14 protein-coding genes and 1 pseudogene are annotated in these 22,320 nt (G+C 45.3%); 5 read left to right on the forward strand and 10 right to left on the reverse strand.

The annotated features are described in order from the left end of the window. Positions 1 to 10: 10 nt before the first annotated feature. Positions 11 to 637, reverse strand: coding sequence for an OmpA family protein (locus C4S60_RS01030; protein ID WP_103878459.1), 627 nt, complete (start codon positions 635 to 637; stop codon positions 11 to 13). Positions 638 to 823: 186 nt separating this feature from the next. Here C4S60_RS01030 and C4S60_RS01035 point away from each other — a divergent pair, with 186 nt between their 5' ends. Next, complete coding sequence (locus C4S60_RS01035; protein WP_103878460.1) at positions 824 to 1,453, forward strand: thiol:disulfide interchange protein DsbA/DsbL; 630 nt, start codon at positions 824 to 826, stop codon at positions 1,451 to 1,453. 9 nt (positions 1,454 to 1,462) lie between these two features. Further along, positions 1,463 to 1,936, forward strand: a complete 474-nt coding sequence (bamJ, locus tag C4S60_RS01040) for a BamJ family beta-barrel-assembly machinery protein (protein ID WP_103878461.1) — start codon at positions 1,463 to 1,465, stop codon at positions 1,934 to 1,936. A 47-nt stretch (positions 1,937 to 1,983) separates the two neighbouring features. Here bamJ and C4S60_RS01045 read toward each other — a convergent pair whose 3' ends face one another. Next, a complete protein-coding gene (locus tag C4S60_RS01045; protein ID WP_279626932.1) occupies positions 1,984 to 2,586 on the reverse strand; it encodes a beta-phosphoglucomutase family hydrolase in 603 nt (200 codons plus the stop codon). A 266-nt stretch (positions 2,587 to 2,852) separates the two neighbouring features. Between C4S60_RS01045 and C4S60_RS01050 the strand changes: the two genes are divergently transcribed. The 3 genes from C4S60_RS01050 (at position 2,853) to C4S60_RS01060 (ending at position 7,289) form a co-directional block, all read left to right on the forward strand. Further along, entirely contained in the window at positions 2,853 to 4,601 is a 1,749-nt protein-coding gene (locus tag C4S60_RS01050) for a methyl-accepting chemotaxis protein (protein ID WP_103878463.1), read from the forward strand. A gap of 511 nt (positions 4,602 to 5,112) precedes the next feature. After that, on the forward strand, positions 5,113 to 5,724 hold the full coding sequence (locus C4S60_RS01055) for a response regulator transcription factor (protein ID WP_103878464.1): 612 nt from the start codon (positions 5,113 to 5,115) through the stop codon (positions 5,722 to 5,724). Positions 5,725 to 6,059: 335 nt separating this feature from the next. Further along, positions 6,060 to 7,289 carry a hypothetical protein gene (locus C4S60_RS01060; protein WP_103878465.1) on the forward strand — a complete coding sequence of 410 codons (1,230 nt, stop codon included), beginning with the start codon at positions 6,060 to 6,062 and terminating at the stop codon, positions 7,287 to 7,289. A gap of 240 nt (positions 7,290 to 7,529) precedes the next feature. Here the strand turns inward: C4S60_RS01060 and helD are convergent, their stop codons facing one another. The 8 genes and pseudogenes from helD to ygfM all read right to left on the reverse strand — a co-directional run bounded on the left by helD (position 7,530) and on the right by ygfM (position 22,066). After that, positions 7,530 to 9,599 (reverse strand): DNA helicase IV, encoded by a 2,070-nt coding sequence (gene helD / locus C4S60_RS01065; RefSeq protein ID WP_103878466.1) that lies wholly within the window; start codon positions 9,597 to 9,599, stop codon positions 7,530 to 7,532. Positions 9,600 to 10,064: 465 nt separating this feature from the next. After that, positions 10,065 to 11,393 carry a putative aminohydrolase SsnA gene (gene ssnA / locus C4S60_RS01070; RefSeq protein WP_103878467.1) on the reverse strand — a complete coding sequence of 443 codons (1,329 nt, stop codon included), beginning with the start codon at positions 11,391 to 11,393 and terminating at the stop codon, positions 10,065 to 10,067. 15 nt (positions 11,394 to 11,408) lie between these two features. Beyond that, the gene (gene ygfK / locus C4S60_RS01075) at positions 11,409 to 14,525 is read right to left on the reverse strand and encodes a putative selenate reductase subunit YgfK (RefSeq protein ID WP_103878468.1); all 3,117 of its coding nucleotides are present in this window, start codon (positions 14,523 to 14,525) and stop codon (positions 11,409 to 11,411) included. A gap of 400 nt (positions 14,526 to 14,925) precedes the next feature. After that, positions 14,926 to 15,405 (reverse strand): annotated as a pseudogene (locus C4S60_RS01080) (MarR family winged helix-turn-helix transcriptional regulator); the annotation flags it as partial. Between the two features lie 87 nt (positions 15,406 to 15,492). Continuing rightward, complete coding sequence (locus tag C4S60_RS01085; protein ID WP_103878470.1) at positions 15,493 to 16,881, reverse strand: NCS2 family permease; 1,389 nt, start codon at positions 16,879 to 16,881, stop codon at positions 15,493 to 15,495. 80 nt (positions 16,882 to 16,961) lie between these two features. Next, positions 16,962 to 18,278 carry a guanine deaminase gene (gene guaD, locus C4S60_RS01090; RefSeq protein ID WP_103878471.1) on the reverse strand — a complete coding sequence of 439 codons (1,317 nt, stop codon included), beginning with the start codon at positions 18,276 to 18,278 and terminating at the stop codon, positions 16,962 to 16,964. A 120-nt stretch (positions 18,279 to 18,398) separates the two neighbouring features. Further along, positions 18,399 to 21,269 (reverse strand): molybdopterin-dependent oxidoreductase Mo/Fe-S-binding subunit, encoded by a 2,871-nt coding sequence (locus C4S60_RS01095; RefSeq protein ID WP_103878472.1) that lies wholly within the window; start codon positions 21,267 to 21,269, stop codon positions 18,399 to 18,401. Beyond that, the gene (gene ygfM, locus C4S60_RS01100) at positions 21,269 to 22,066 is read right to left on the reverse strand and encodes a molybdopterin-dependent oxidoreductase FAD-binding subunit (RefSeq protein ID WP_103878473.1); all 798 of its coding nucleotides are present in this window, start codon (positions 22,064 to 22,066) and stop codon (positions 21,269 to 21,271) included. The genes C4S60_RS01095 and ygfM overlap by 1 nt, the downstream gene beginning before the upstream one ends. Between the last annotated feature and the right edge of the window lie 254 nt (positions 22,067 to 22,320).

A 22,320-nucleotide genomic window follows, 5' to 3' on the forward strand; every position in this document is an offset into this window, starting at 1 on the left:
TATCACAGCATTACTGCGCAACAATCAACGTTAGTTCCACTCGACGATTGCACGCTTTACCATATTGCGTTTGATTAGAACACGCCGGTACGTGATCTCCATAGCCACGGGTATAGATGATTTGCCTTGGCACCTGTTGTGTAACCAGCGCCTGTCGCACTGACTCCGCTCGCTTATCTGACAAACGGTCATTGATCACTACGCTACCTGTACTATCCGTATGCCCCCCAATGACAACATCAATACCCTGCTGTTCGGCTAAGAAGTTAGCCAGTTGTTGAAGCCAATACACAGAGTTATCTGCGACCTTCGCCGACCCTGTATTGAAATGAATCTTTTGCTTTAGACGAATCATGACGTAATCACCAGGAATCAGCTCATAGTCTAATCCCTGTTTCACCAGATAGCCTTCGAGCGAATCCCAGGCGTCGGTACGCACCTGCCCATAGGGCCCCTCGACACGCGCATTCGACATGTTTGGCGCATTGGCCCAGTCAGGGTGTAGGACATCATGTTCAGACTTCGGTGCTGTATGTAGCATTTCTGGAAATAGTTTACTCGTTGTCGAAGATACTGAACTACAGCCTGCCAGTAATACCGTCGCCATCAGCCAACCTGCGTGTCTCAACGTAAACATTCCTCTCTCCATCGATCAGTTCTACCTGTTAGTATCGACCAATCGCAGAATAACTTTATCTGTTACCTGAAAAAAACTGGATGTCAATGTTGCTATTTGTAACGATTTGTTGGGAATGAATCGCTTGTAAGCACACTTAAATAAACGTTAAACTCTGTGCGTTATTTTCATATATGATGCATCAACATGTTTAAAACTCTTTCAAAAACCCTATCTGTCTTAGCTTTCGCTCTTGTCGTTTCTGCATGTAGTGATACCGATGCTCCTGTCGAAGGAAAGCAATATCGCACTCTGGAAACTAATCTGAGCAGCTACCGCTTACCACAAGTAACTGAAGTGTTCTCACTAGGGTGTGGTCACTGTCGTAACCTGGAACCCATGTTACCAAATCTAGAAAAGCTCACTGACAGTAAACTGGGCAAAGTGCACGTTATGTTTAACGAGAGCGCGCAAATCGCGGCAATGATTTTCTACTCTGCGGTCATGCAAGCAGAAAATAACCAGGTGCCTGCAGATATGAAAGATGAACTGTTTGCGCTGATCCAGAATCATGACATGGATGGCAACGCAAAGAAAACTGAATTGGATCGTATCTTTGAGTCTCGTGGCATGGTTAGCCCTTACGAATTAAATGAAGAACAGCAAAAGAGCCTGTTTGACTACTTGCAACTAGCGGAATCCGTGTCTTCAGCAGCTAAAATCAATGCAGTACCGACCTTTATCGTCAACGGTAAGTACGAAGTGATTTTAGGGGGTCATCAGGACATCAATGAAATCGCTGAAACTATTAACTACCTGAAATCAAAAGAACAATAAGGAATCATTGTGTCTAAAATCATCATCCCTATCGTCGTTCTGCTTCTTGCAGCTTTCATGATTTATCGTACCTGGACCAACAACAAAGCGGGTGAAGAAAACTTCCAGCAAGGGCAAGCATTCCTTCTGGAAAACGGTAAAAAAGAAGGTGTGATAACAACAGAAAGCGGGCTACAGTACGAAGTTCTTCACAAAGGTGACAACACCGAAAAGCCTGGACCGAAAAGCAAGGTAAAAGTGCACTACCACGGAACGCTTATTGACGGTACTGTTTTTGACAGCTCCGTTGACCGTGGAACGCCTATCAGCTTTGGCCTGAATCAGGTGATCAAAGGGTGGCAGGAAGGTCTGCAGCATATGTCAGAGGGTGACAAGTTCCGTTTGTACATTCCTAGCACATTGGGATATGGAAAAAGCGGTACTGGCCCTATTCCACCGTCAGCCGTGTTAATTTTTGATGTTGAGCTAATCGAGATTCAATAGTCTAAAAATCACTGAAGCAAAGCACCTCTCTGGAGGTGCTTTTTTATTTAAGCCGTTTCTACCGGATAAAATTCAAAACCGGATTCAGTCACCAGATAACAATCCATTCCGCCAGCGTGTGCGGCTTGCAGCCCCAGCAAAGTATCTTCGAAAACGACACATTTACCCGGCGACACTCCCATTTTTTGTGCTGCAAGTAAGAACGTGTCTGGGTTTGGTTTATGGCGTTCCACATCTGTGGCAGAGACGACACACTCCAAGTCATCAAGTACTCCGGCATGTGCTAGTAAATTCAATGCCGATTCACGCTGACTGCCCGTACCGATGGCCATTGGCTTACGATTCTTGTACTGCTCAAAAACTCCATACGTGTGACTTATAGGCTGACCATTAATAGGAAGTTCGCGAAAAGTATTCATTTTAAATGTGGAAACCAACGCGGCGTCGAGCTCAATGCCATAACGCTTTGATACTTCAGCGGCAATTTTAACGCTAGGCATTCCACCGAGAGAGTGAAGCCAACCCTGATCGAATGGAAAATCAAACTCCCTTGCCGTCATCTCCCAGGCTAAGACATGATTTGGCATTGTATCCAGTAAGGTTCCATCCATGTCAAAAATGATGGCGTCATATAATTCTAAATTTAACAAGTATTTAGCCTCTTTGCTCTATTTCAACTGGTCCAAGCAGATATTTATTCCTAAAGAACAGCGTACGCTTACCGATACAATAATCAATAACAATAAAAATATGGCTCAGTGAATGTGTTGTACTCACTAGTTTCTTTTTACTCAAGTGAGTAGTGACTATAAATCAATGTGTTGGTACATTTCCAGCCAAACAAAATATGCATACATATTCACAACACCCATCCGGGCAACAAAAATATATCTGAAGAATATGATAAAGGCTCATAATGAAAATTAAGCATCAACTTTTACTTTTAGGTTCAATCTCGATACTCGCCATTTTTTCAATGTTAATGTCCAGCTCTTACTTTGCTAAAACTACCGATAATCTCACGCAGGCGCTAACCAAACTTAGTCAGCTTGAGGTAACTCTCCTCAATCTTCGTCGAAATGAGAAAGATTTTTTATTACGAAAAGACGAAAAATACCTAAGCAAGTTTCAGATTAATGCAGAGAACTTCAGAGCACAGCGGAGTGATTTAATGACAACTTTGGAAAACTCCGGGGTGTCGTTACCTAATCAACTTATCGAAGAGCTCAATGCCTACCAAAGTTCCTTCTCTGAATTGGTCACGGCCTACATGACATTGGGCCTAAACGAATCAGAAGGACTAACAAAGACATTTTTGGATGCATTTCGTCAGGAGCTTACCCGTGGCATAACGATCTCTCTATTAGACTATCACGATGATGTGATGTTTGGCGTAACAACAAATATTAATGAAACAGATAACCAGGCTCTCAATCAGAGCGGTCAGGATGTACTTCGACAACGCAGTGTCATTGGTTTCTCTTATGACAAAGGTCTACTCGGACTAACGCGCAGCAATTCTCACAAAATTGAAACAGATTTTGCCAACTTTAATCAGCAACTAAGCAAAGTTCTTGACGAAAAGATCAAAGCAATAACGACTATCAAATGGACAATTTCGGGATTATTGCTCGCTATCATCATCGTATTTATTACCCTATTGGTCAGAGCTATTAACTTAAACGTTCAACGCCTTCAGTCAACCATCGCAAACATCGCTGAAAACAATGACTTGACGCAACGCGTCGAAATCAAAGGCAACAGTGAAATTGCGTCAATTGCCAAAGCAGTAAACTCATTATTAGACAACTTCAGTACGCTCGTTGGCAACACCCAGCAACAATCTCGTCAACTTAAGAACAGCAGTACCAATATGGAAGATGAGCTAGGCCATGTGATTCACCAATTTCATAGTCAGAGCGATCATACGAATTCTATGGCCGCCGCCGTACAGCAAATGGTGACCACCATTGATGAGATAGCACAAACCACCCACAAAGCAGCCGACGTCGTTAATAAAGCGGCTGATAACTCGCAAAACAGCCGTCTGTTTGTAGAGGATACTGTCGGCAATATCCAGTCTTTGTCTGCTGTATTAAAAGAAAGTAATAACGAAATACGCTCTCTTAGTGAACACGTAGGTAAAATTGGTGGCGCGGTTAACATTATTCAGGACATTGCAGAACAAACTAATCTACTTGCACTGAATGCAGCAATCGAAGCAGCGCGAGCAGGAGAGCAAGGGCGTGGATTTGCGGTGGTAGCAGACGAAGTTCGCGCACTAGCAAGCAGAACCCATCAATCTACCGAAGAGATCACTAACCTTGTCAGTGCGATTCAGTCTCAGATGACAACTGTGGTCACCGATATAGAACAATGTAATTCTCAAGGCGCAGCAACATTGAGCGCATCGGCCAAACTGGACAGCGCTTTGCAGCAAATTTCCGACGACATGGTCGAGATCCAGGCCAACTCCGATCAGATTGCAGCCGCAATTGAAGAACAGGGCATCGTCATGGGCCAAGTCGGTGAATCCATTACAGAGCTAAATGAAATTTCTAACGAAAACATGAATAACGCTCGCTCCTGCCTGAACGAAGTGAAAGGCGTTGCAAGTCAAACCAGCCAAATGGATCAGGCGATTTCGATTTTTAAGATCTCATAGGTTTTTTGCTTTCAGACTACATCTTAAAAACGTATTGATGTTATAAGACAATAAAGTTTGATCACTTTCGCTAAAGTCTGATCATTTACAGTACAATTCGTCACTTTTAGCCCGTATCAGGCCAAACGAAACGGGGCAGAAAAGCTAACACTATTCTGCCCCCAAAATGGGTATGCACCGACTCTCGTTTCGATTCGCCTTAGAATCGTTTGACATAATTTTCATATTGTCGCTATGTAGTGGTCACCACGCTAATTTCACTTCAGTAGTCACCTCCAAATTAACACGACAAATCACGTATAGAAAAGGTTGCAAATTGATAAAAATCATCATGTAACTCTGGTCTAGGACAAGACAGCCATTATTCCAGATTTGCCTATGGTAACTTAATCGTTAAACCCTTTATCTATATAGCCTCTCTGTTACTTGAAAAACCAAACTAAATAATCTAGGGTTTTGCGTATGCGTAACTACTTGTTTGTCTTACAAATGCAGGAAGGGAATCTAACGCATGTCGATAAAAATATTGATCATCATAAATAACCATGTCATATGTGAAGGACTGCGATTACTTCTTGATGAAGACGGTTTTGACGTCACCACCGCTCTTTCACCTAAGGTAACTTCATTCTCTCCGGACATTGTCCTGTTCGATTCTCAGCAAAACGCCTCAGAAATAATGGATACTAATCCTGAGGCGAAACTACTTTTTCTGGATACAGGCTTAAAAGAGCGAGACTTGATCTGCTTGCTTTTTTGTTACCACATCACTGGCATTATTGCCCCTGAAACCAATGTCGAGATGTTCAAAAAAGCACTAAAGGTTGTTTGTGATGGCCAAATTTGGATTGATCAGAAACATATCAAGTCGTTACTACTCAGTGGTGGTGGACTTTCCGATAACAATCAAATCAGTGAAATGAGCAGTCAGGATAAGGTTATCGTTCAGCTAATCACTCAAGGAAACAAAAACAAAGAGATAGCATATAAAATGTGCTTAAGCGAGCATACAATCAAAGCACATATTAGCCGCATCTACAAAAAACTGAATGTTCAAAACCGCTCTCAACTTGTCTGCCTGGCCATGGAAAGTAGGTTGGACTCTCATGAGGAACCATCCTGAATTTTGAATTGTTTTGTTGTCATTTAACATCAAATATTTTCTAGTCACTTATGCAAAACCTGCATAGAAGCTTTGAGCAGCCTGCTTATGATTAAGCACGCCTCAACCTTCACCGACCGATATCCGCCCCATTAGAGCAAAAAGTTTAACTAAGTGTGTCACTTTAGTCTATGGACTTTTGCCTACGCACAAGTAGCCTTTTATCTCATTGATTTTTAAATACTTAATGCCGAAACTGTATTAGGTAAATACACGAAAAATAAAGGGGTGAGAGCAAACATTTGCAAATAAATTATGTAGGTACAGTGACATTACCAAACAGGAAGGAGAAAATCATGAGGGGTTGCATACAAACAAAAAGCAAAACTCTACTTGTGTTCATGGGGATAATTTTTTCATCCTTATCTCTTATGACGTCATATGCAGTGCTGGCCAGCGACGATAGTTCCGACCGTCCAGCTTGGGCTGGAAGTCAAGGTAACGATGGTAAGCCAGGCAGGGGGAATAACGAACCCGGTATTGATAAAGGGGATCTTTATGGCGACTTGTTAATTATAGTGCGCGATGAGAATGGCGAGCCAGTCAAGTATAGCTGGTCCTGGAACTATAGTTTCAATCCAGCGCAATACGAACCGGAAGAAGATACTAACGGCTGTCTTCAACCTATCGCTAACGAGAACGCTGTAGATGACGTGACAGGTGTCGCTCTTCTGGACCTGCCTAACGAATTTACAGTCAATGAAGAGCAAAAACTAACATTAGTTCCACTGGACAACGAATGTGAAATTCCAGAAGTACTAGGTTGGTACACGGACACGTATCCTGATTTTACTGCTTATGTCCAAGAGGTGGACTTTGGTCGCTTGAGTGTGGCTAGATCACCGGTTGAAGTCATTGACTCGTCTTATGAAGAAGCAATGGCGACTATCAATAGTGCAACTTGGATTACTACCGATCCAGCCGGACGTATTCAGGTTACTCTTGAGGATGATATAGTTAAAACCATTGATTCACCACTTGAAAATCTGGCTCTGTATAAAGAGCTAATGATGAATGGTTACCTAACTAATCTTAGTTTGGATACAAACATATTGTCTGAGGGAGGCCTCAGTCATTTAGGAAATGAAGACCTAACCGTGGACGACATGAACACAGCGGCAGCTTTATTGGCTGGTGCAGCTGACAAGTTTGGTTCAATAAGCCTCGATCTTGTCATCAATATTAACACCTTCTTGGGTATTAATAGTGAAATCGACAAAGAAATGACCTATTTCGATTTCAATGAATATAGCTACTCTCGCCTTGACATGTACACAGGTACTACAGCGGTACTGTTGGTTCCCAATAAAGAGCCAGTTTCTAGCTTGTCACCGCAACGTGTTAATCTCCTTCTAACTTCAGGCTCCTCATTTCCGGTTTTTGAGGGTGACCAAGAAGAGGGCGTCAAAGCCATTGGCTTTACCAAAGCTGCTGATGATGCACTAAAAGTAATCAACTACATTCATAACTGGGCTTTGCCAGAGTTACCAAGCGATGTTGACTGGGAATTTGTCGAACAACAGTAGTAGCGTTTCTCACAACTTCAACTAATTAATGGTGGGAAGTCCTCCCACCTTTCCATAATTATCCGTATACAAAGGCTTGTTGTATGAATAATGTACAAATCTCTATGTTAACATCATTACCTGAATACGACGTTGTTAATAACAGGCTGCAATAACCATCGGAGTATAGAGTGATGAATCACTGCAAACTTACATAGTCGCAGATTTTGGAATAAAGGGGCTTCGATCACCGTCATCCAATTACTTCCTAACCAGCACCTGCTCATGTTCCATCAACTCGCGGACAAATGGCGACGGAGAGGAATTATACGTTACCCATATCCTTTGTTTTGCACGAGTAAGCGCAACATAAAAAAGTCTTCTCTCTTCAGCATGAGGGAACTGATCACTACCTTCGGTCAACACGTTATTCAGATGGACAAATTTACGTTTTGCCGGGAATTGTCCTTCATCGACACTCAATAGGATAACAAAGTCCGCCTCTTTACCTTTACTGGCATGACAGGTCATAAACTCAATAGACAAGTTACTGAAACGTTTTTGCCAGTCGGAATACAGTTCCGGTTTGTGATAGTGATTGCGGCCTAGTAGCAACACCGATTTATTTTGCTTTGCTTTGCTATTAAGTTCATCGAGAATTTTCTCGACCCGACTTCCATGATCGATGATGACTGCTTTCTGTTTCACCGATTTATGGCTGGTAATCGCTTTACGCAGTTGAATAGGATTAGCCTGGATGAAATCCGACGCCACCTCCCCTAACTTATCACTGAATCGATAAGTCATATCAAGAAGGTGCAATGAGGCATGGGGAAAACGTTGCTCGAAGCCCGTCGTCAAATCCACATCCGAACCGGTAAACTGATAAATAGACTGCCAGTCATCTCCCACAGCAAATAGAGTTGCTTTGCTGCCTGTAGGGGATTCTTGCTCGCACAAAGCCTGAACCAGTTCTAATCGGTCTGGGGAGATATCCTGATATTCATCAACCATGACAAATTTCCAGTCAGATTTATAGCGACCTGTTGAAACATGTTTCGTAGCTTTGGTGATCATCGAAGCAAAATCAATCTGTTCACTCTCTTTCAGCATTTTCTGCCACGCCTGATAGCACGGCCAGCACAGAGCTAACTCACTGTTCAAGCGAGTATAATCATCATCATCGATGATCTTTTCCTGAATTGCTTTCTTGGAAAAACCAGTAGCAATTAATTGATCAAGCTGCTGCTCTAACCAGGCGATCAGTTTTGGGTTCTCACTTTGGCTACCTAACTCTTCATCTCCTTTAAGATAAGCGATCGGCCATTTAGATAGATGCTTCTGCCAACGTTTGAAATTGGTTGGTGTCATCCAGTGCTTTTTCAGCCAGTCAATACACCAGGCCGTTTTTTGAGAAGACTCGGTAGCAAGTGGAGTGAGTACAGGAGGCTGATTCTCTGTCTCTTTTAAAATTTTCAGCCCCAACTGATGAAACGTAAGTACTGCAATATTGTCCGCCGTTTGTCCCAGTTTCTTTTCTAGACGTTGTTTCATTTCCTGGGCCGCATCTCGGCCAAAGGCCACCAGCAGAATCTGTTCTGGCTGAGCGAGATGGCTTTGTAGCAAATAAGAGACCCTAGCCATCAGGACACTGGTTTTCCCTGAACCCGCTCCTGCCAATATCAGGTTACGGTCATTGTTATGCAGCACCGCCATCTGTTGTGAATAGTTGAGTGGAGAGGACTCAGATTGTGAAAACAGTACTTGCCAGTTTTCTCGCTCCTTTTCCAGCCACTCTCTGTTTCTTTGCTCCAACACTTCAGCAGTATTATCAAGCCAGGGGATCAAACGATTAATACGGGAAGGCATCGTTCGCGTTGCTTCACACAGCGACATGTTCATTTCAACGAACTGTCCGTTAACCTCGTTAGCCCAGGCACTCATCTGTGACTGAGGCAAAAACTGCGGTAACGAACGTAAGCGCCTTAACTCGTCTTCCCATTTCGGAAGATAAGTATTCAGCAAAGAACATTGTTGGTTATACCAATCCTGATAGGCTTTAACCGCTGTCTTTGCAAAATCTTGTGCGCGATTCCAAGGTACTCCCTGCACCACCCAACATACTTGTGTTCCATCCGACTCATGACTATACACAGAAACGGAGGACCAAATCAGCCCACGCTTAACACTTAACTTTCCTGACCACTCACTGAACGGTATCCTCACTTCAGCGCGCACTGAATGAAGCACCAAGCTATCATCAATGAGTTCAATGGAGCGAAATTCGTGTTGAGTAAAGAGCTCAGCAGTAGGAGAAGCGGTTAGCAGCATAAGGATATAGGTAATGTTTAATCAGCAAATCTCTCACTAGTCTACTTTATTGCACACTGATTGCCATCTAACTTTATGTAATATCTGTGAAAAAGAAGCATAACTATTTTGGCGCTAACCGCACAATTTTCTGCATTCTTCTGTGTCTCAATGAAGCAAAGCTTGAACTGGCTTCATAAGCCAGCAATCATCAAGTGCCAGCATAATTACCCATTTAACCACTTGTAATTATTACTATTGTGTTCATGCCCCATTTCTTTTGTTATCGGTATAAGGCGACCGACCTCCTCCACTTTGATACAGCGTCGGCCTGCTAAATCCCCTTATGGTGGCAATCGCTTGACCCGCTTCAAAGGCAAAATAAACCAACGAAGCTGCCTCTCTGTTCGAATTAGTTAACGTCACTTAATAATAAAGACCAGCGTCTGCTGGTCTTTATTCTCTATTTACCCGGTGACACCGGCTCTAATCCAAATTGTCCATATCTTTCCATAAACGTGCAGCGACGCTTCTGGCCTCTTTGTAGATAGGCTCTACATCAAACGGAAACTCCCGATTAAGATAAGAGAACTTACCCTCGACCATTACACTGTTTACATTGCTGGCATTCAAGGCAAAAGCAAAGTGCCCCGGCAAATTATCCGCCACAAACGGAGTTGGAGAGGTGTAATCCATTATAGTCAGATCCGCCTTATACCCAGCTTCGAGACGGCCAAACTTAGCCCCGAAGTTACGCCCTAAGATTTCATTGCCGTTCCAAAGGTGACGCAAGAAACTGTCTGGCCACATCTGACCACCCGCATCACGATGTTTGAAGAAGGCGAACTTCAGCTCTTCAAACATATCCGCACCAATACCATCCGTACCAATTGCGACATTCTTAAACTGACGTAGCTGATGATTGTAACCGACGTTATTGTTCATATTTGAGCGGGCATTATGAACCAGAAATCCATCATGCTTATTCAGGATATTGATGTCCTTTTCTGACAAAAACAGGCCATGTGCGAGCAGTGTCTTACTGTCAATCAAACCAAAACTATCGAGGCGCTCCACTATATCCTGTTCGTAATGATGGTGACTGTGGGTGACATCATAGCGATCTTCCGCGACATGAATATGAAGACCACGACCGGTCGCCTGTATTGCCTCAGACAACATAGCCATACCTTCGTTTGACACAGTGAATGGTGCGTGCGCACCGATGTGTGCTTCAACAAGATACGGCTCTACACCCCGCTGTTTCTCTGCATCAACCAGTTGAGCAAAGCGTATATTTTCTTCGACACCAGCAGCCATCTCTTCGATCCCACCATTGCGATCCGTCGTCTCAAAGCAGGTCATGCCACGCAATCCAGCTTTCAAAAAGCCTTTACGCAACGTAGCGAGTGATCCTTGGATGTAACTAGGCGACGCATGGTGGTCTATGACCGATGTACAACCATGGCGAATTGCCTCAAGCGAACAGATAAGGCCACTGTAATACAGCGCCTCTTCATCGAGGGCGCGGTCCATTCTCCACCACAAGTTCTTAAGAATGGAGATGAAATCAGGACTTGGCTTAATATCTGCCATGATTCCACGAGCCAGCCCGGAATAGAAATGGTTGTGAGAACAAACAATACCCGGCATAACGAGTTTGCCGGTGAAGTCCTTCTGTTCCGCATCAGGGTACTTAGTACAAAGAGATTCGCCCACATCAACAATCAGATCGTTCTCAATCGCAATGTCTACTCCGTCCTTGATAAAAGTTGGTTCTATTTGTACAGCTGTTACGTTCTTAAGTATCAACATATTTCCAATCTCCTTTTACACTTCTACCGCGCCAAGCAAGTATTTGTGATTCGCCAGTACGTACTGAATTATCGTGGCTTCATCTGCCAGATGTTCTGGTAACTCAATCGTACCGTCATCACCAATTTGATAGCTTGTCACCTCGCCCTGCGCTCTAAGAACTAACTGTTCTTCCTGAACAAGGAAGCCAGGATTGGTACTTGAATCAAAGTCCTGTTTAAGGCTAAACAGAGTAAATTTGTCTTTATATGGCTTGCTCTCCCAAGGGCAGAACTGCGCACAGTTACCACACTCGTTGCAATAAGCGTCAAGGTGTAACGTTTGATACTGATCTTTGAAACCCGGTATTGGCAGGGAGACGTTTGCACGGTTTGGACAAACATCCACACACTTACTACACACGTATGAACATTCCAGACAACGCTCGGCTTCTTGTTTAACGAATTCATTGCGGTCGCTTTCTTCTAGCTTATTCGCCTCGAGCAGCGCCACTTTGATTTCGCCTTTCTTGCGATAAACTTCAGCGGCCGTGACGGAAGATTCAACATTAGCCAAAGATTCAGATTGTCTTTCACGCTCAATGATCGCGGATGCAGCTTTACGGCCACCGGAGATAGCTGAGACGATGGATGATGGACCTGTTTGCGCATCTCCCAACAAGAACACGTTCTCTATTTCGGTTTCACAAGTCATGGTATCGACTGCTGGCCAACCATCTTCTCCCATAGGAACGCCCATACGCGATAACACATCTCGATTCGCTTGTTCGCCTACCGCAGTGATCACCGCACTAGCTTTGAGGGTAACGGTTTCATCAGTCGCAACGGGTCTCCTGCGCCCTTTCTCATCCGGTTCACCCAAGGTCATGACGCGAGCAACAATGGTACCGTCCTTATGGAACGCCTCAGGGTTTGTCAGAAACTTGAAGTTCACACCGTCTTCAACGGCTTCGTCATATTCCTCTTTATACGCTGGCATTTCTGCTTCTGTGCGGCGATATAGTACCGTGACCTTATCAACCCCCTCTGCTTTCAGTGCAGCTCTGGCACTATCCATAGCGGTGTTACCAGCGCCGACAACCACAACATGATCACCGAGGTTTAAACGCTCCCCATCGTTGAAACGACGCAAGAAATCCAGTGATTTGTAGATGTTGTCATTGTCTCCAGCCAAGTTAATTGGGTTCCCCTTATCGGCACCCACACCAAGACAGATGTACTGATATCCCTGCTGTTTCAGATCGTCTATTGTCACCTTCGGATTCGCGCCATATTCAAATTCCACGCCATGGGCTTTTACAAACTCGATATCGTGCTCAATCGCTTTAGCCGGAATTCGGAACTGAGGAATAATGTGTTTAACCACACCACCAGCGCTGCGTTCTTTCTCAAAGATCTTGACCGGATGCCCGGCCCTGGCAATGAAGTACGCGGCTGATAAACCGGCTGGCCCTGCTCCAATGACGGCTACAGGCTGTTTGCTGGAATCAAGTTGTGGGTGATGCCATTTAGACTGATACCCCTCCCAACCTTTATCCAGTGCAATCTTCTTCATTTCACGAATATTGAGCGCACCTTCATAGTCACGACGCGTACAGTTGTACTGACACTGATGGTCGCATATATGACCTGTAATTGATGGCAAGGCGTTCCTCGCATAGATCACCTCTAATGCTTCGGTGTATTTTGCCTCGCCCATCAGACGCAAGTATTCTGGAATATCCTGACTAATTGGGCAGGCAGTAACACAAGGCGCCACATAGCAATCCGTCAGTGGCACGGGTTGTTCAACCGTGATTTCTTCCGGGCCACGCCACTCTTTCTGGGTGTACTCTGCAGACAGGGCTTTGTCTGCTAAGCGCTCTAGCTTCTCAAGGTTCACGCCGTCCATCGCCCAGTCAGCGCTTTGTTCTAACTCTTTCGCACAATCGGCTAAGCGCAGATAACCCCCGGGCTTGAGCAAGTCCGTCGCCATGGTGATAGGTCGGATACCGGTCTCAAAGATTTCACGAATATTAAACTTGCTGGCCCCACCCGAATAGGAGATAGGCAACGTGCCGTTAAATTCACGAGAAAGCTCAAGTGCCACATTAATGGATAGTGGGAACAACGCACGCCCGGACATATACATCTCTTTATCCGGAAGACGTCCCTTGTTATTCAACGTGCCCAAAGTATTAGTGAGCTTAACGCCAAAGCCGATGTTTTTATCTTTGCTCAGTTTCACCAAGCGATGCAGCATCGCTTTGGCATCCTGGAGTTGCAAATCATGAGAAAACGACTCTTCACTTAAAGCCACGTAATCAAAGCCGGTTTGGTCCAGGATGCCTCGCACACGACTATAACCTAACAGCGTTGGATTCAGTTTAACAAAAGTATTGATACCTTTATCTTCCAACATATATCGGCAGATCGCTTCAATCTCATTCGGCGGGCAACCATGCATGGTTGACAGTGTCACCCCTTCAGTCAGAGTAACAGGAATGTCATCAACCATTTCAAACAGCTTTTGCAACTCGGTTTCTGATGTCCTGCTATTAATAAGCTTGTTATTCGCGATAAAATCTTTTAACTCAGTCGAATACTGAGTAAATTTGGCATGCTTTGACGAGTCGAGCATATTATCAATATACTCCTGCATTGGTTCTGTCAAAATACCGTCCAGATCATAGCCAACACTCATATTGAAAATAAACGATTTGGCTTTCTTCGCTGACTCACTATCAAATACCGCCTCAAGAAGATGTAGCGCAAACCAGGCTTTTAAATATTCATCATAGGCCTTATGTAACGTAAATTCTGTAGACCATTCTGTATTGAAACACTCGTCTTCTGCATCAATACAGGGTTTGGCTATTTCCAGACGGTCAAGTTTTTGAACCGTTTTAAGCTCCATAAAGCGGCCACCCGCCAACCATGATGTAATGATGTTTTGAGCCAACTGAGTATGAGGACCAGCGGCAGGCCCTACCGGGGTTTCACAGTTTTCTCCCCATACAGAAAGGGATTGGGATGTTTGCTTGTTGTAGAACTGCTTTTCTGGGATGCCGAAAATCGATTTACTATGATGATACTCACCGAACATACGTTCAAGCAGTTCAGTGAATGGAATTGGGCGCATGATGTCTCCCATGGTAACACTCCTTTATTAATTCTCTTGTGCTTCTATTTATGCAGATAAATTGAATTAAGGAGATAAGAGCAATCACTACGCCAAGGTCGTCTAATAACTTAACATTAAGAGGTTTTATGTTTTATTTCGTGATATAGGTCAGATAATAAAAACAATTGATAATCGTTACTAATTTGGATAACTGAGTTTGTTTTTATAACTCGATTAGAATAAGAATATCAATTACGTTATCTTGTAGTTCGTCTATCATAACAATAAAAAAGCTATCAATATGATAGCTCCTCTCGACATGCACTCACACTTCAACGGCCAAAATGGCGTCCGAATCAACGCCCGACTCTTTCGCTTTGCGCTGCCTTTGAATTGTACTGTGGTCAGGGATTATTTCTTCTATACGTCCCTCAATCTGTTCTAGCCACTGTCTCAAATGATCAGACGTCACGGAGCGCTGCTGTGGTGATAATGTCGACACTAGCTGTTTTTGCTTATCGACGTGAGCGTCTATGAGCGCATTCGCCAGGTCGTACCCTTTCTGCGTCAGTTGGACAACGACACAGCGTCGGTCACAGTTAGAATGATAGCGGGCAATTAACTTCTTACTCTCCAGGCGATCAAGACGATGAGTCATTGCACCCGACGTGAGCATAAGCGACTGAGTCAACTCACTAGGTGTTAACCGATAAGGTGCTGACGAACGCAGTAACGAAGCGAGAACATCAAACTCCCCAGTTTTCAAACTGTATTGCCGACACAGTACAGCCAACTCTTGCTCAAGGCATTTGCTCACACGCATCAACCGTCCAATCAGTACCATAGGTTCAGTGTCTAACTCCGGGCGTTCATGTTTCCACAACTCTGCAATACAATCCATCAGGTCCATATTATTTCCCTCAAACAAACAATAAGGGCGTCACGACCTTTCATCGTGGCGCCCTTATTCCTATCGATTTATTAACCAACTATCACGTTAGATTGCCCAACCGCCAGCGTAGAACACCACTAACACTATCGTAATGAGAACCGTGCCGATATTCAGTTTTTTCCATTCACCTGATACGACGCGACCACAAACAAGGGATAAGAAGCCAAGCATAATACCCGTGACGATGTTGCCGGTAAGAACAATAAATACCGCACAAACAAGACCAGATAACGCGTCCACCGAGTCCTTAAGATCGAGCTTGCTAACGTTACTCATCATCAGCAAACCCACGTACATTAATGCTGGTGCCGTAGCGTACGCTGGTACCAGATAGCTTAATGGGGCGAGAAATAGCAGTAGCAAGAACAGACCACCTACGACGACTGCCGTCAAACCTGTCTTACCTCCGGCTGCAGTTCCGGCTGCCGATTCAATGTACACAGCCGCGGGTGCACCACCTACAAAGCCAGAAAAAATACTACTCACTGAGTCAGAAGTCAGCGCCTTACCACCGTTAATAATGTTCCCGTCTTTATCCAGCAAGTTAGCTTGTCCGGCAACGGCGCGAATGGTTCCGGTGGCATCGAAGATCGCGGTCATAACCAATGCCAGTACACTTGGCAGTACAAGTGGACTCATAGCCCCCATGATGTCCATAGAGCCGAGTAACGAACTTTCACCACTACCAAAAGTAGGCATCGCAAATAAGCCCTGATACTTCACGTTCGGGTCAAACATCAGTCCAAGCACAGATATTGCGATGATCACCAGTAAAATTCCTCCCGGCACCCTACGCTTTTCTAAGCCAAAGATGGCAGCCAACCCCAGTACTGACATGATCACCGGAAACGATGTGAACTCACCCAGGCTGACTGGTAAACCCTCTACCGGGTTTTTCACTACCAGACCAACACCATTTGCAGCGATCAGCAGCAGGAATAAACCAATACCGATACCTGTACCATGCGCAATACCAAATGGAAGATTAGTCAGGATCCACTGCCTTACCCCTGTGACGGTAATCGCAGTAAAGACAACACCCATTAAAAAGACCGCCCCTAACGCAACAGGGATAGAGATTCCCTGACCGAGCACCAGGCTAAACGCGGTAAAGGCGGTAAGTGAAATCGCGCAGCCAATAGCCATAGGCAAATTGGCCCAGAACCCCATAAGTAGAGAACCGAACGCTGCAACTAGACAAGTGGCGATAAATACGGAGCCCTGATCGAAGCCTGCTACACCAAGCATGCTCGGCACCACGATCACCGAGTAAACCATGGCTAAGAAAGTAGTCAGCCCCGCAATAACTTCCCTTCGGATATTGCTACCCCGGTGGGTGATTAAAAAATAATTGTCGAACCAACCATTGGTTGATACGGGTTTATCTTCAGCAATCTCCAACGTACTTTGCTGATTTGAGATATTTTCGGACATGTTATATTCCTTTTCATTAAGTCTTGGTCATCCCTAAATTGAGACCAATGCATCTGCTGTATTTGCTATGTTTCATAGAATCAGCTGCGCTCGTAGACCAGACAACCGTCAACGTAAGTACGGTAGATACTCCTATCGTCACCAAGGGTCATAAGCACAAACAATTTTTCAATCAATTCGGAAGAGTTGTCGTATCTAAGTTGCTGTAGTGGAGTCGCACATGGGTCGATGACGACAAAGTCTGCTTCTTTGCCTACCTCAAAGTTACCAATCAGATGATCGAGAGATAGGGCCTTCGCGCCTCCAAGGGTCGCCAAATATAACGCCTCGAACGCAGAAAGCTTATGTTGCTGTAACTGAGCCACTTTGTAAGCTTCATTCAAGGTTTGCAGCATATTGAAAGTGGTACCTGCGCCAATGTCGGTCCCGATGCCCACCTTGACGTTTCGTTTCCAGGCTTCTTGCAACTTAAATAATCCACTACCCAGATACAGGTTTGAGGTTGGGCAAAATGCGATGGCAGAATCGGTTTGCTCGATGCAATCCCATTCCTGTTCATCAAGATGCACACAGTGGGCAAACACACTCTTTGAACCCGTCAAGCCATAATGATGGTAAACGTCCAAATACCCCTCCTGCTCTGGGAACAGTTCTTTTACCCAGGCAATCTCGTTCTTGTTTTCTGACAAATGGGTATGAATATAAGTATCCGGATACTCTTCTCTGAGCTTATGTGCCATCTGCAATTGTTCAGGAGTGGATGTCGGTGCAAATCGTGGTGTAATCGCATAAAGCAAACGGTCTTTCTTGTGCCATTTTTCAATCAGAGTTTTAGTTTGGTTGTAGCTGGTTTCTGGTGTGTCGAGAAGGTAGTCTGGCGCGTTACGGTCCATCATCACCTTACCCGCTACAATTCTCATGTTGAGTTTGTTGGCTTCGGAAAACAGCGCATCAACTGATTCGGGATGGACAGTGCCAAACACCATGCCCGTTGTAGTGCCATTTCGGAGCAATTGCTTAATAAAAAATTTGGACATCTCTTTTGAGTAGTCACGGTCTTTGTAGCGTGCTTCCGTTGGAAAGGTATAGTTATTCAGCCACTCCAGTAGCTGTTCACCATACGCTCCCACCATTTCAGCTTGTGGGTAATGAATGTGTGTATCGATAAATCCCGGCATCACTATCTTGCCGGGATAGGAGCGTATCCGCACTGACGCCGGGACCTTGTCCTTGCCTTCCTGCCACTCACCAACCCATTCGATACGGCCTTGGTCAACAAGAAGTAGTCCATCTTCAATGAAACGTACGTGCTTTTCGATATCTTCGGGCTTATCTACGACTTTTGTCACATCCAGAATCGATGCCCTGATCGCTTTTATTGATTGGGTATATTGCATAATTACCTCGATCTTAACGCCCCTATTCACTGCACAACTCATTCACAGAGGCATTGCTTCCCGTTATTTGGAATAAAAGATGTGCGGCAGCACCTGTCGCCTCGACTGCCGCACTGGTTGTTATAATTTATTGAGACCTTTAAGAATTTTCTCTGGTGTAAAGTGCCACTCTCTTAGCCACACACCGCAAGCATCATGAATGGCTGTCGCAATGGCTGGCGCGGCACCGTTAACACCAATTTCTGAAATCGACTTCGCACCGTAAGGACCAACAGGGTCATCACTTGGTACCAATACGGCTTTAAAGTCTTTTGGAATGTCGCCGATTTTCGGCGCACCGTAGCTTTTCAGATCTGTGTTTACCGGCACGCCCTGATCGTCGTAAATGAGTTCTTCATATAAGCTGTGACCAATTGCCCGCATGCTCGCCCCATAGATTTGGCCAAGGGCTAGATCAGGATTGACTGGCGTACCGCAGTCAAGCAATGCATGGAACTTATCCAGTCGGATTTCACCTGTACGCGTATTTACCGCGACCTCAGCAAAATTGGCGCCGTACGGGAATGCAAACTCAGGCGTAGTGAAGCACCCTGACGCAAGTAACTGTCCCCAACCCGTGCCACTTTCAGCTTTGTGAGCAATCTCGAAGAAACTGACTACGCCATCAGGACCTTTCACCAAGCCCGGAGCTACAATATCAACTTCCTCTACTTCAGCCCCGAGCATTTCTGCACCGTATTTGAGGATTTTCTCACGCATCGCTTCTGCCGCACGTTTCGCTGCATTACCCGAGAAACAGGTCCCCGATGATGCATATGCACCTTTATCAAACGGAGCATGATCCGTGTCTCCAGAGTGTATCGTGATGTCTTCCAGAGGACACTTGAGCACTTCTGCCGTAAGTTTGGCGATCACCGTGTCTAAACCGGTACCGATATCAGCACCACCAGAGTGAACGATAAAGGTGCCGTCAGACGCCATCTTGATGCTACAGTTCGCCTGATCGATATCCGGAATGCCCGATTTTTGCTGAATGATGGCGACTCCTCGACCTAGCTTCCAGTCTCCCTGATGGGGTTTCGGTGCGTCCCAATCGATAAGTTTACGACCTTCACGCAGAATGGCTTCAAGGGCACAACTGTGTACTTTAGGCGTTGTCGTTGGCATTTTACCTTCACCAATTGCGCCGAGAATTTTCAACTCCTGACCTTCAACCACACGATTTTTCTCAATCATATCGAGATGGTCGATACCAAGCTCTTCGGCCAGTTCCGCCATTGCCATCGTAAGCGCATAATTGCCTTTCGGTGCGCCATAGCCCTGATATGCCCCTGTTGGACAAATATTGGAGTAGTATGTCGTGACACGGAAGTCCACGTTGTCACATGGATAAAGCGGCAAAGACAGCGCAGGTCCATTGGAAGGCACTGTTAGCGCGTGGTTTCCATATGGCCCGGTATTGGCTAAAAATTCCATGTCTATCGCGGTCAGTTTTCCATCCTTCTTAGCACCGAGTTTAACGGTCACCTTGGCAACGTGACGGGTGGAATTACATATAAACTCTTCTTCTCTGGTGTGATGGAAGTAAACCGGACGCCCGGTCGTGTATGTCGCCCAGGCGCAGACATCTTCAAGTAAAATGTCCTGTTTTGACCCGTAACCGCCACCTACACGTTCTTTTACGATGTGTACTTTGTTCTGTTTAACACCGAGGATTTTTGCTACCTGACGACGGACGTGCCATGGCACTTGGGTTGAATCGTGCATCACCAGTCGGTCACCATCCATGTAGCTATAGCAAATATGCGTTTCCACTGGTAGTTGCTGCACCTGTTTAGACTCGTAGGTTCGCTCAATAACTACATCGGCTTCAGCGAAACCTTTATCAAGATCGCCAATGTGCCCTCTTACACCCGCTGCAATGTTTTTTCTCGGCTCACAACCAATCGGGAAGTTAACAATTAACTTACCCTCACGAGGATCGGCATTGACGTTTTGCTGTTCAAGATCCGCTGGAGCACCGACGCCATATTCGATGGGTTCATTGTGCACAATAGGCGCATCCGGAGCTCTTGCTTCATCAATGGTCATCACTGGTTTCAGCACATCAAACTCAACTTCAATCAACTTGAGAGCATCGTTCGCGATGTCAACCGATTCGGCAACAACCGCCGCGACGCGATCCCCTACATGTCGCATCTTTTGACCAAACATGCGCCTGTCGAGGGGGGATGGCTCCGGCGCACTCTGGCCTCCCGGGGTATATGGGATATCGGGGCAGTTTCTATAGGTGATCACGCTAACAACACCCGGTAAGGCTTCCGCTTTCGATACATCCAGATGACTGATCCAGGCATGAGCATGAGGGCTGCGAAGCATTTTGATGACGCACGCATTGGGTGGGATCCGATCTTCAACATAACAAGGCTTCGCCTGAACCATTTTTGCAGAATCAAGTTTGGGGCAATTCTTACCTACTATATCGAGATCATCCCGGAATTCAGGGGCGAACATCTGGGTATATTCCGGGTCTGCTTTACGTTTTACCGCCAATGACACCACATCATAGAATTGCTGATACCCTGCGTCACGGCTGAACAGTCCAGATAGCGCATCGTCGATTTCTGCCCGACTTGGCTCAGCGATACGTTCCAGCAAATCAGTAAGCAGCAAGGCAAGTGCCGGGTCATTGTAGCCCGACTGTACGACTCCCACATCAATCATGGCTTGCTGTACCAGGCTCAAATGGTTCCAAGCCGACAGAGCCTCTGCCGTCTTCACTTCAGCTCCTTCCAATTGAGCAGCAATCAACAGCGAAGCATTGACCATTTTACCGTTAAAGGAAATAACGTCCGATCCTGCAAAGCCCCAACCGTCATCACTGTTTCGAACCGAGTGGAGCCCCATTGAATGCAGCAGTGTCTGAACATTGGTTTCCGGTGCGCAGTGAGCCGTTTCAGGTCTACCGTTGAGATTAAATTGAATAGACATTACGCCACCCCCTTTGCCAGTTCACGGCATTCGTTTAATAAGTCAGAGATCACAATGGCTGTCAGGTATTCCTTATAACCCGCACTTCCGCAGATATCGTCCACAGCGTGCAGCGCACTTTTTATCGCTTGCTCTAACTCGTCACCACTGAATCCCAACCCTTCGATATCTCGTAATCTCATCGGTTTGGTTGGTTCATCAAAACGGGTATTGACTCCTTCAAGTGCAACCACCTGCCTACCCAGTCCATCCACGGATACGGCGGCATTAACCACTCTTAATCCATCGGCGCTGCGTGTGACACGATGGCTAACGGTCTGAAGCGTGATGTCCGGCACCACAATAGCTTCAATCAAACCCTCTTCACGAGTCTCAAGGTGGGAATCCAATGCTAATTCTCTACCGTCAGCGAAACGAACCTGAGCATTCAGTGCCAATAACATCGGTAGCAGAGGTGCCTCGCATTGCAGAGCGGCGACTTCACCGCCTAAAGTTGACTGGTTTCTGAGGTGTCGGGAGTAAATGTAACCCGCACTCTGTTTTAAAGACTGAGGGACTAATTCACTCTCAATCAGTTCCTGAATGCGACTCGTTGCTCCCATTGTTAGGGTATTACCTTGTAACTCGATACGGTCAAAGCCCAACTTATCGATGGAGATAAAAACACCTGCATCACTGCGAGTGGGAGCGGCATTTAACTTCGAGCCTCCCGCGAACCAAACCGCTTGTGAACCATGGTTTGCTTTTAACTCCAACGCTGCACTCACTGTGTCCGGCGTGAGGTATTTAATATTCATATTCTTCGCCTTTTTAGCATTGTTTAAATTGAATGACAGACAAACTACTACTGGCTAAAAAGGCAACTTTTGAGCCAATACCCATGATTACGTATGGTATTCGTGAGCTTGGTCTAATATTGGCATTAATTTGAGATACAGATCGTACTTGGTTATATCAATCAGATTAACCGCCGATTATGTATTGTTATTTAAAATCACAATATTTAACCAACAATTAACAAGTGGTTGCTTTAAATAATTTGATAATATGA

The sequence above is a fragment of the Vibrio hangzhouensis genome (assembly GCF_900107935.1).
Lineage (GTDB): Bacteria > Pseudomonadota > Gammaproteobacteria > Enterobacterales > Vibrionaceae > Vibrio > Vibrio hangzhouensis.

Excerpts from the sequence above, each read along its gene's own strand:
- C4S60_RS01030 (WP_103878459.1), bottom strand. The coding sequence starts at position 637 with ATGTTTACGTTGAGACACGCAGGTTGGCTGATGGCGACGGTATTACTG.
- C4S60_RS01035 (WP_103878460.1), top strand. The coding sequence starts at position 824 with ATGTTTAAAACTCTTTCAAAAACCCTATCTGTCTTAGCTTTCGCTCTT.
- C4S60_RS01050 (WP_103878463.1), top strand. The coding sequence starts at position 2,853 with ATGAAAATTAAGCATCAACTTTTACTTTTAGGTTCAATCTCGATACTC.
- C4S60_RS01055 (WP_103878464.1), top strand. The coding sequence starts at position 5,113 with ATGTCGATAAAAATATTGATCATCATAAATAACCATGTCATATGTGAA.
- C4S60_RS01060 (WP_103878465.1), top strand. The coding sequence starts at position 6,060 with ATGAGGGGTTGCATACAAACAAAAAGCAAAACTCTACTTGTGTTCATG.
- helD (WP_103878466.1), bottom strand. The coding sequence starts at position 9,599 with ATGCTGCTAACCGCTTCTCCTACTGCTGAGCTCTTTACTCAACACGAA.
- ssnA (WP_103878467.1), bottom strand. The coding sequence starts at position 11,393 with ATGTTGATACTTAAGAACGTAACAGCTGTACAAATAGAACCAACTTTT.
- ygfK (WP_103878468.1), bottom strand. The coding sequence starts at position 14,525 with ATGGGAGACATCATGCGCCCAATTCCATTCACTGAACTGCTTGAACGT.
- C4S60_RS01085 (WP_103878470.1), bottom strand. The coding sequence starts at position 16,881 with ATGTCCGAAAATATCTCAAATCAGCAAAGTACGTTGGAGATTGCTGAA.
- guaD (WP_103878471.1), bottom strand. The coding sequence starts at position 18,278 with ATGCAATATACCCAATCAATAAAAGCGATCAGGGCATCGATTCTGGAT.
- C4S60_RS01095 (WP_103878472.1), bottom strand. The coding sequence starts at position 21,269 with ATGTCTATTCAATTTAATCTCAACGGTAGACCTGAAACGGCTCACTGC.
- ygfM (WP_103878473.1), bottom strand. The coding sequence starts at position 22,066 with ATGAATATTAAATACCTCACGCCGGACACAGTGAGTGCAGCGTTGGAG.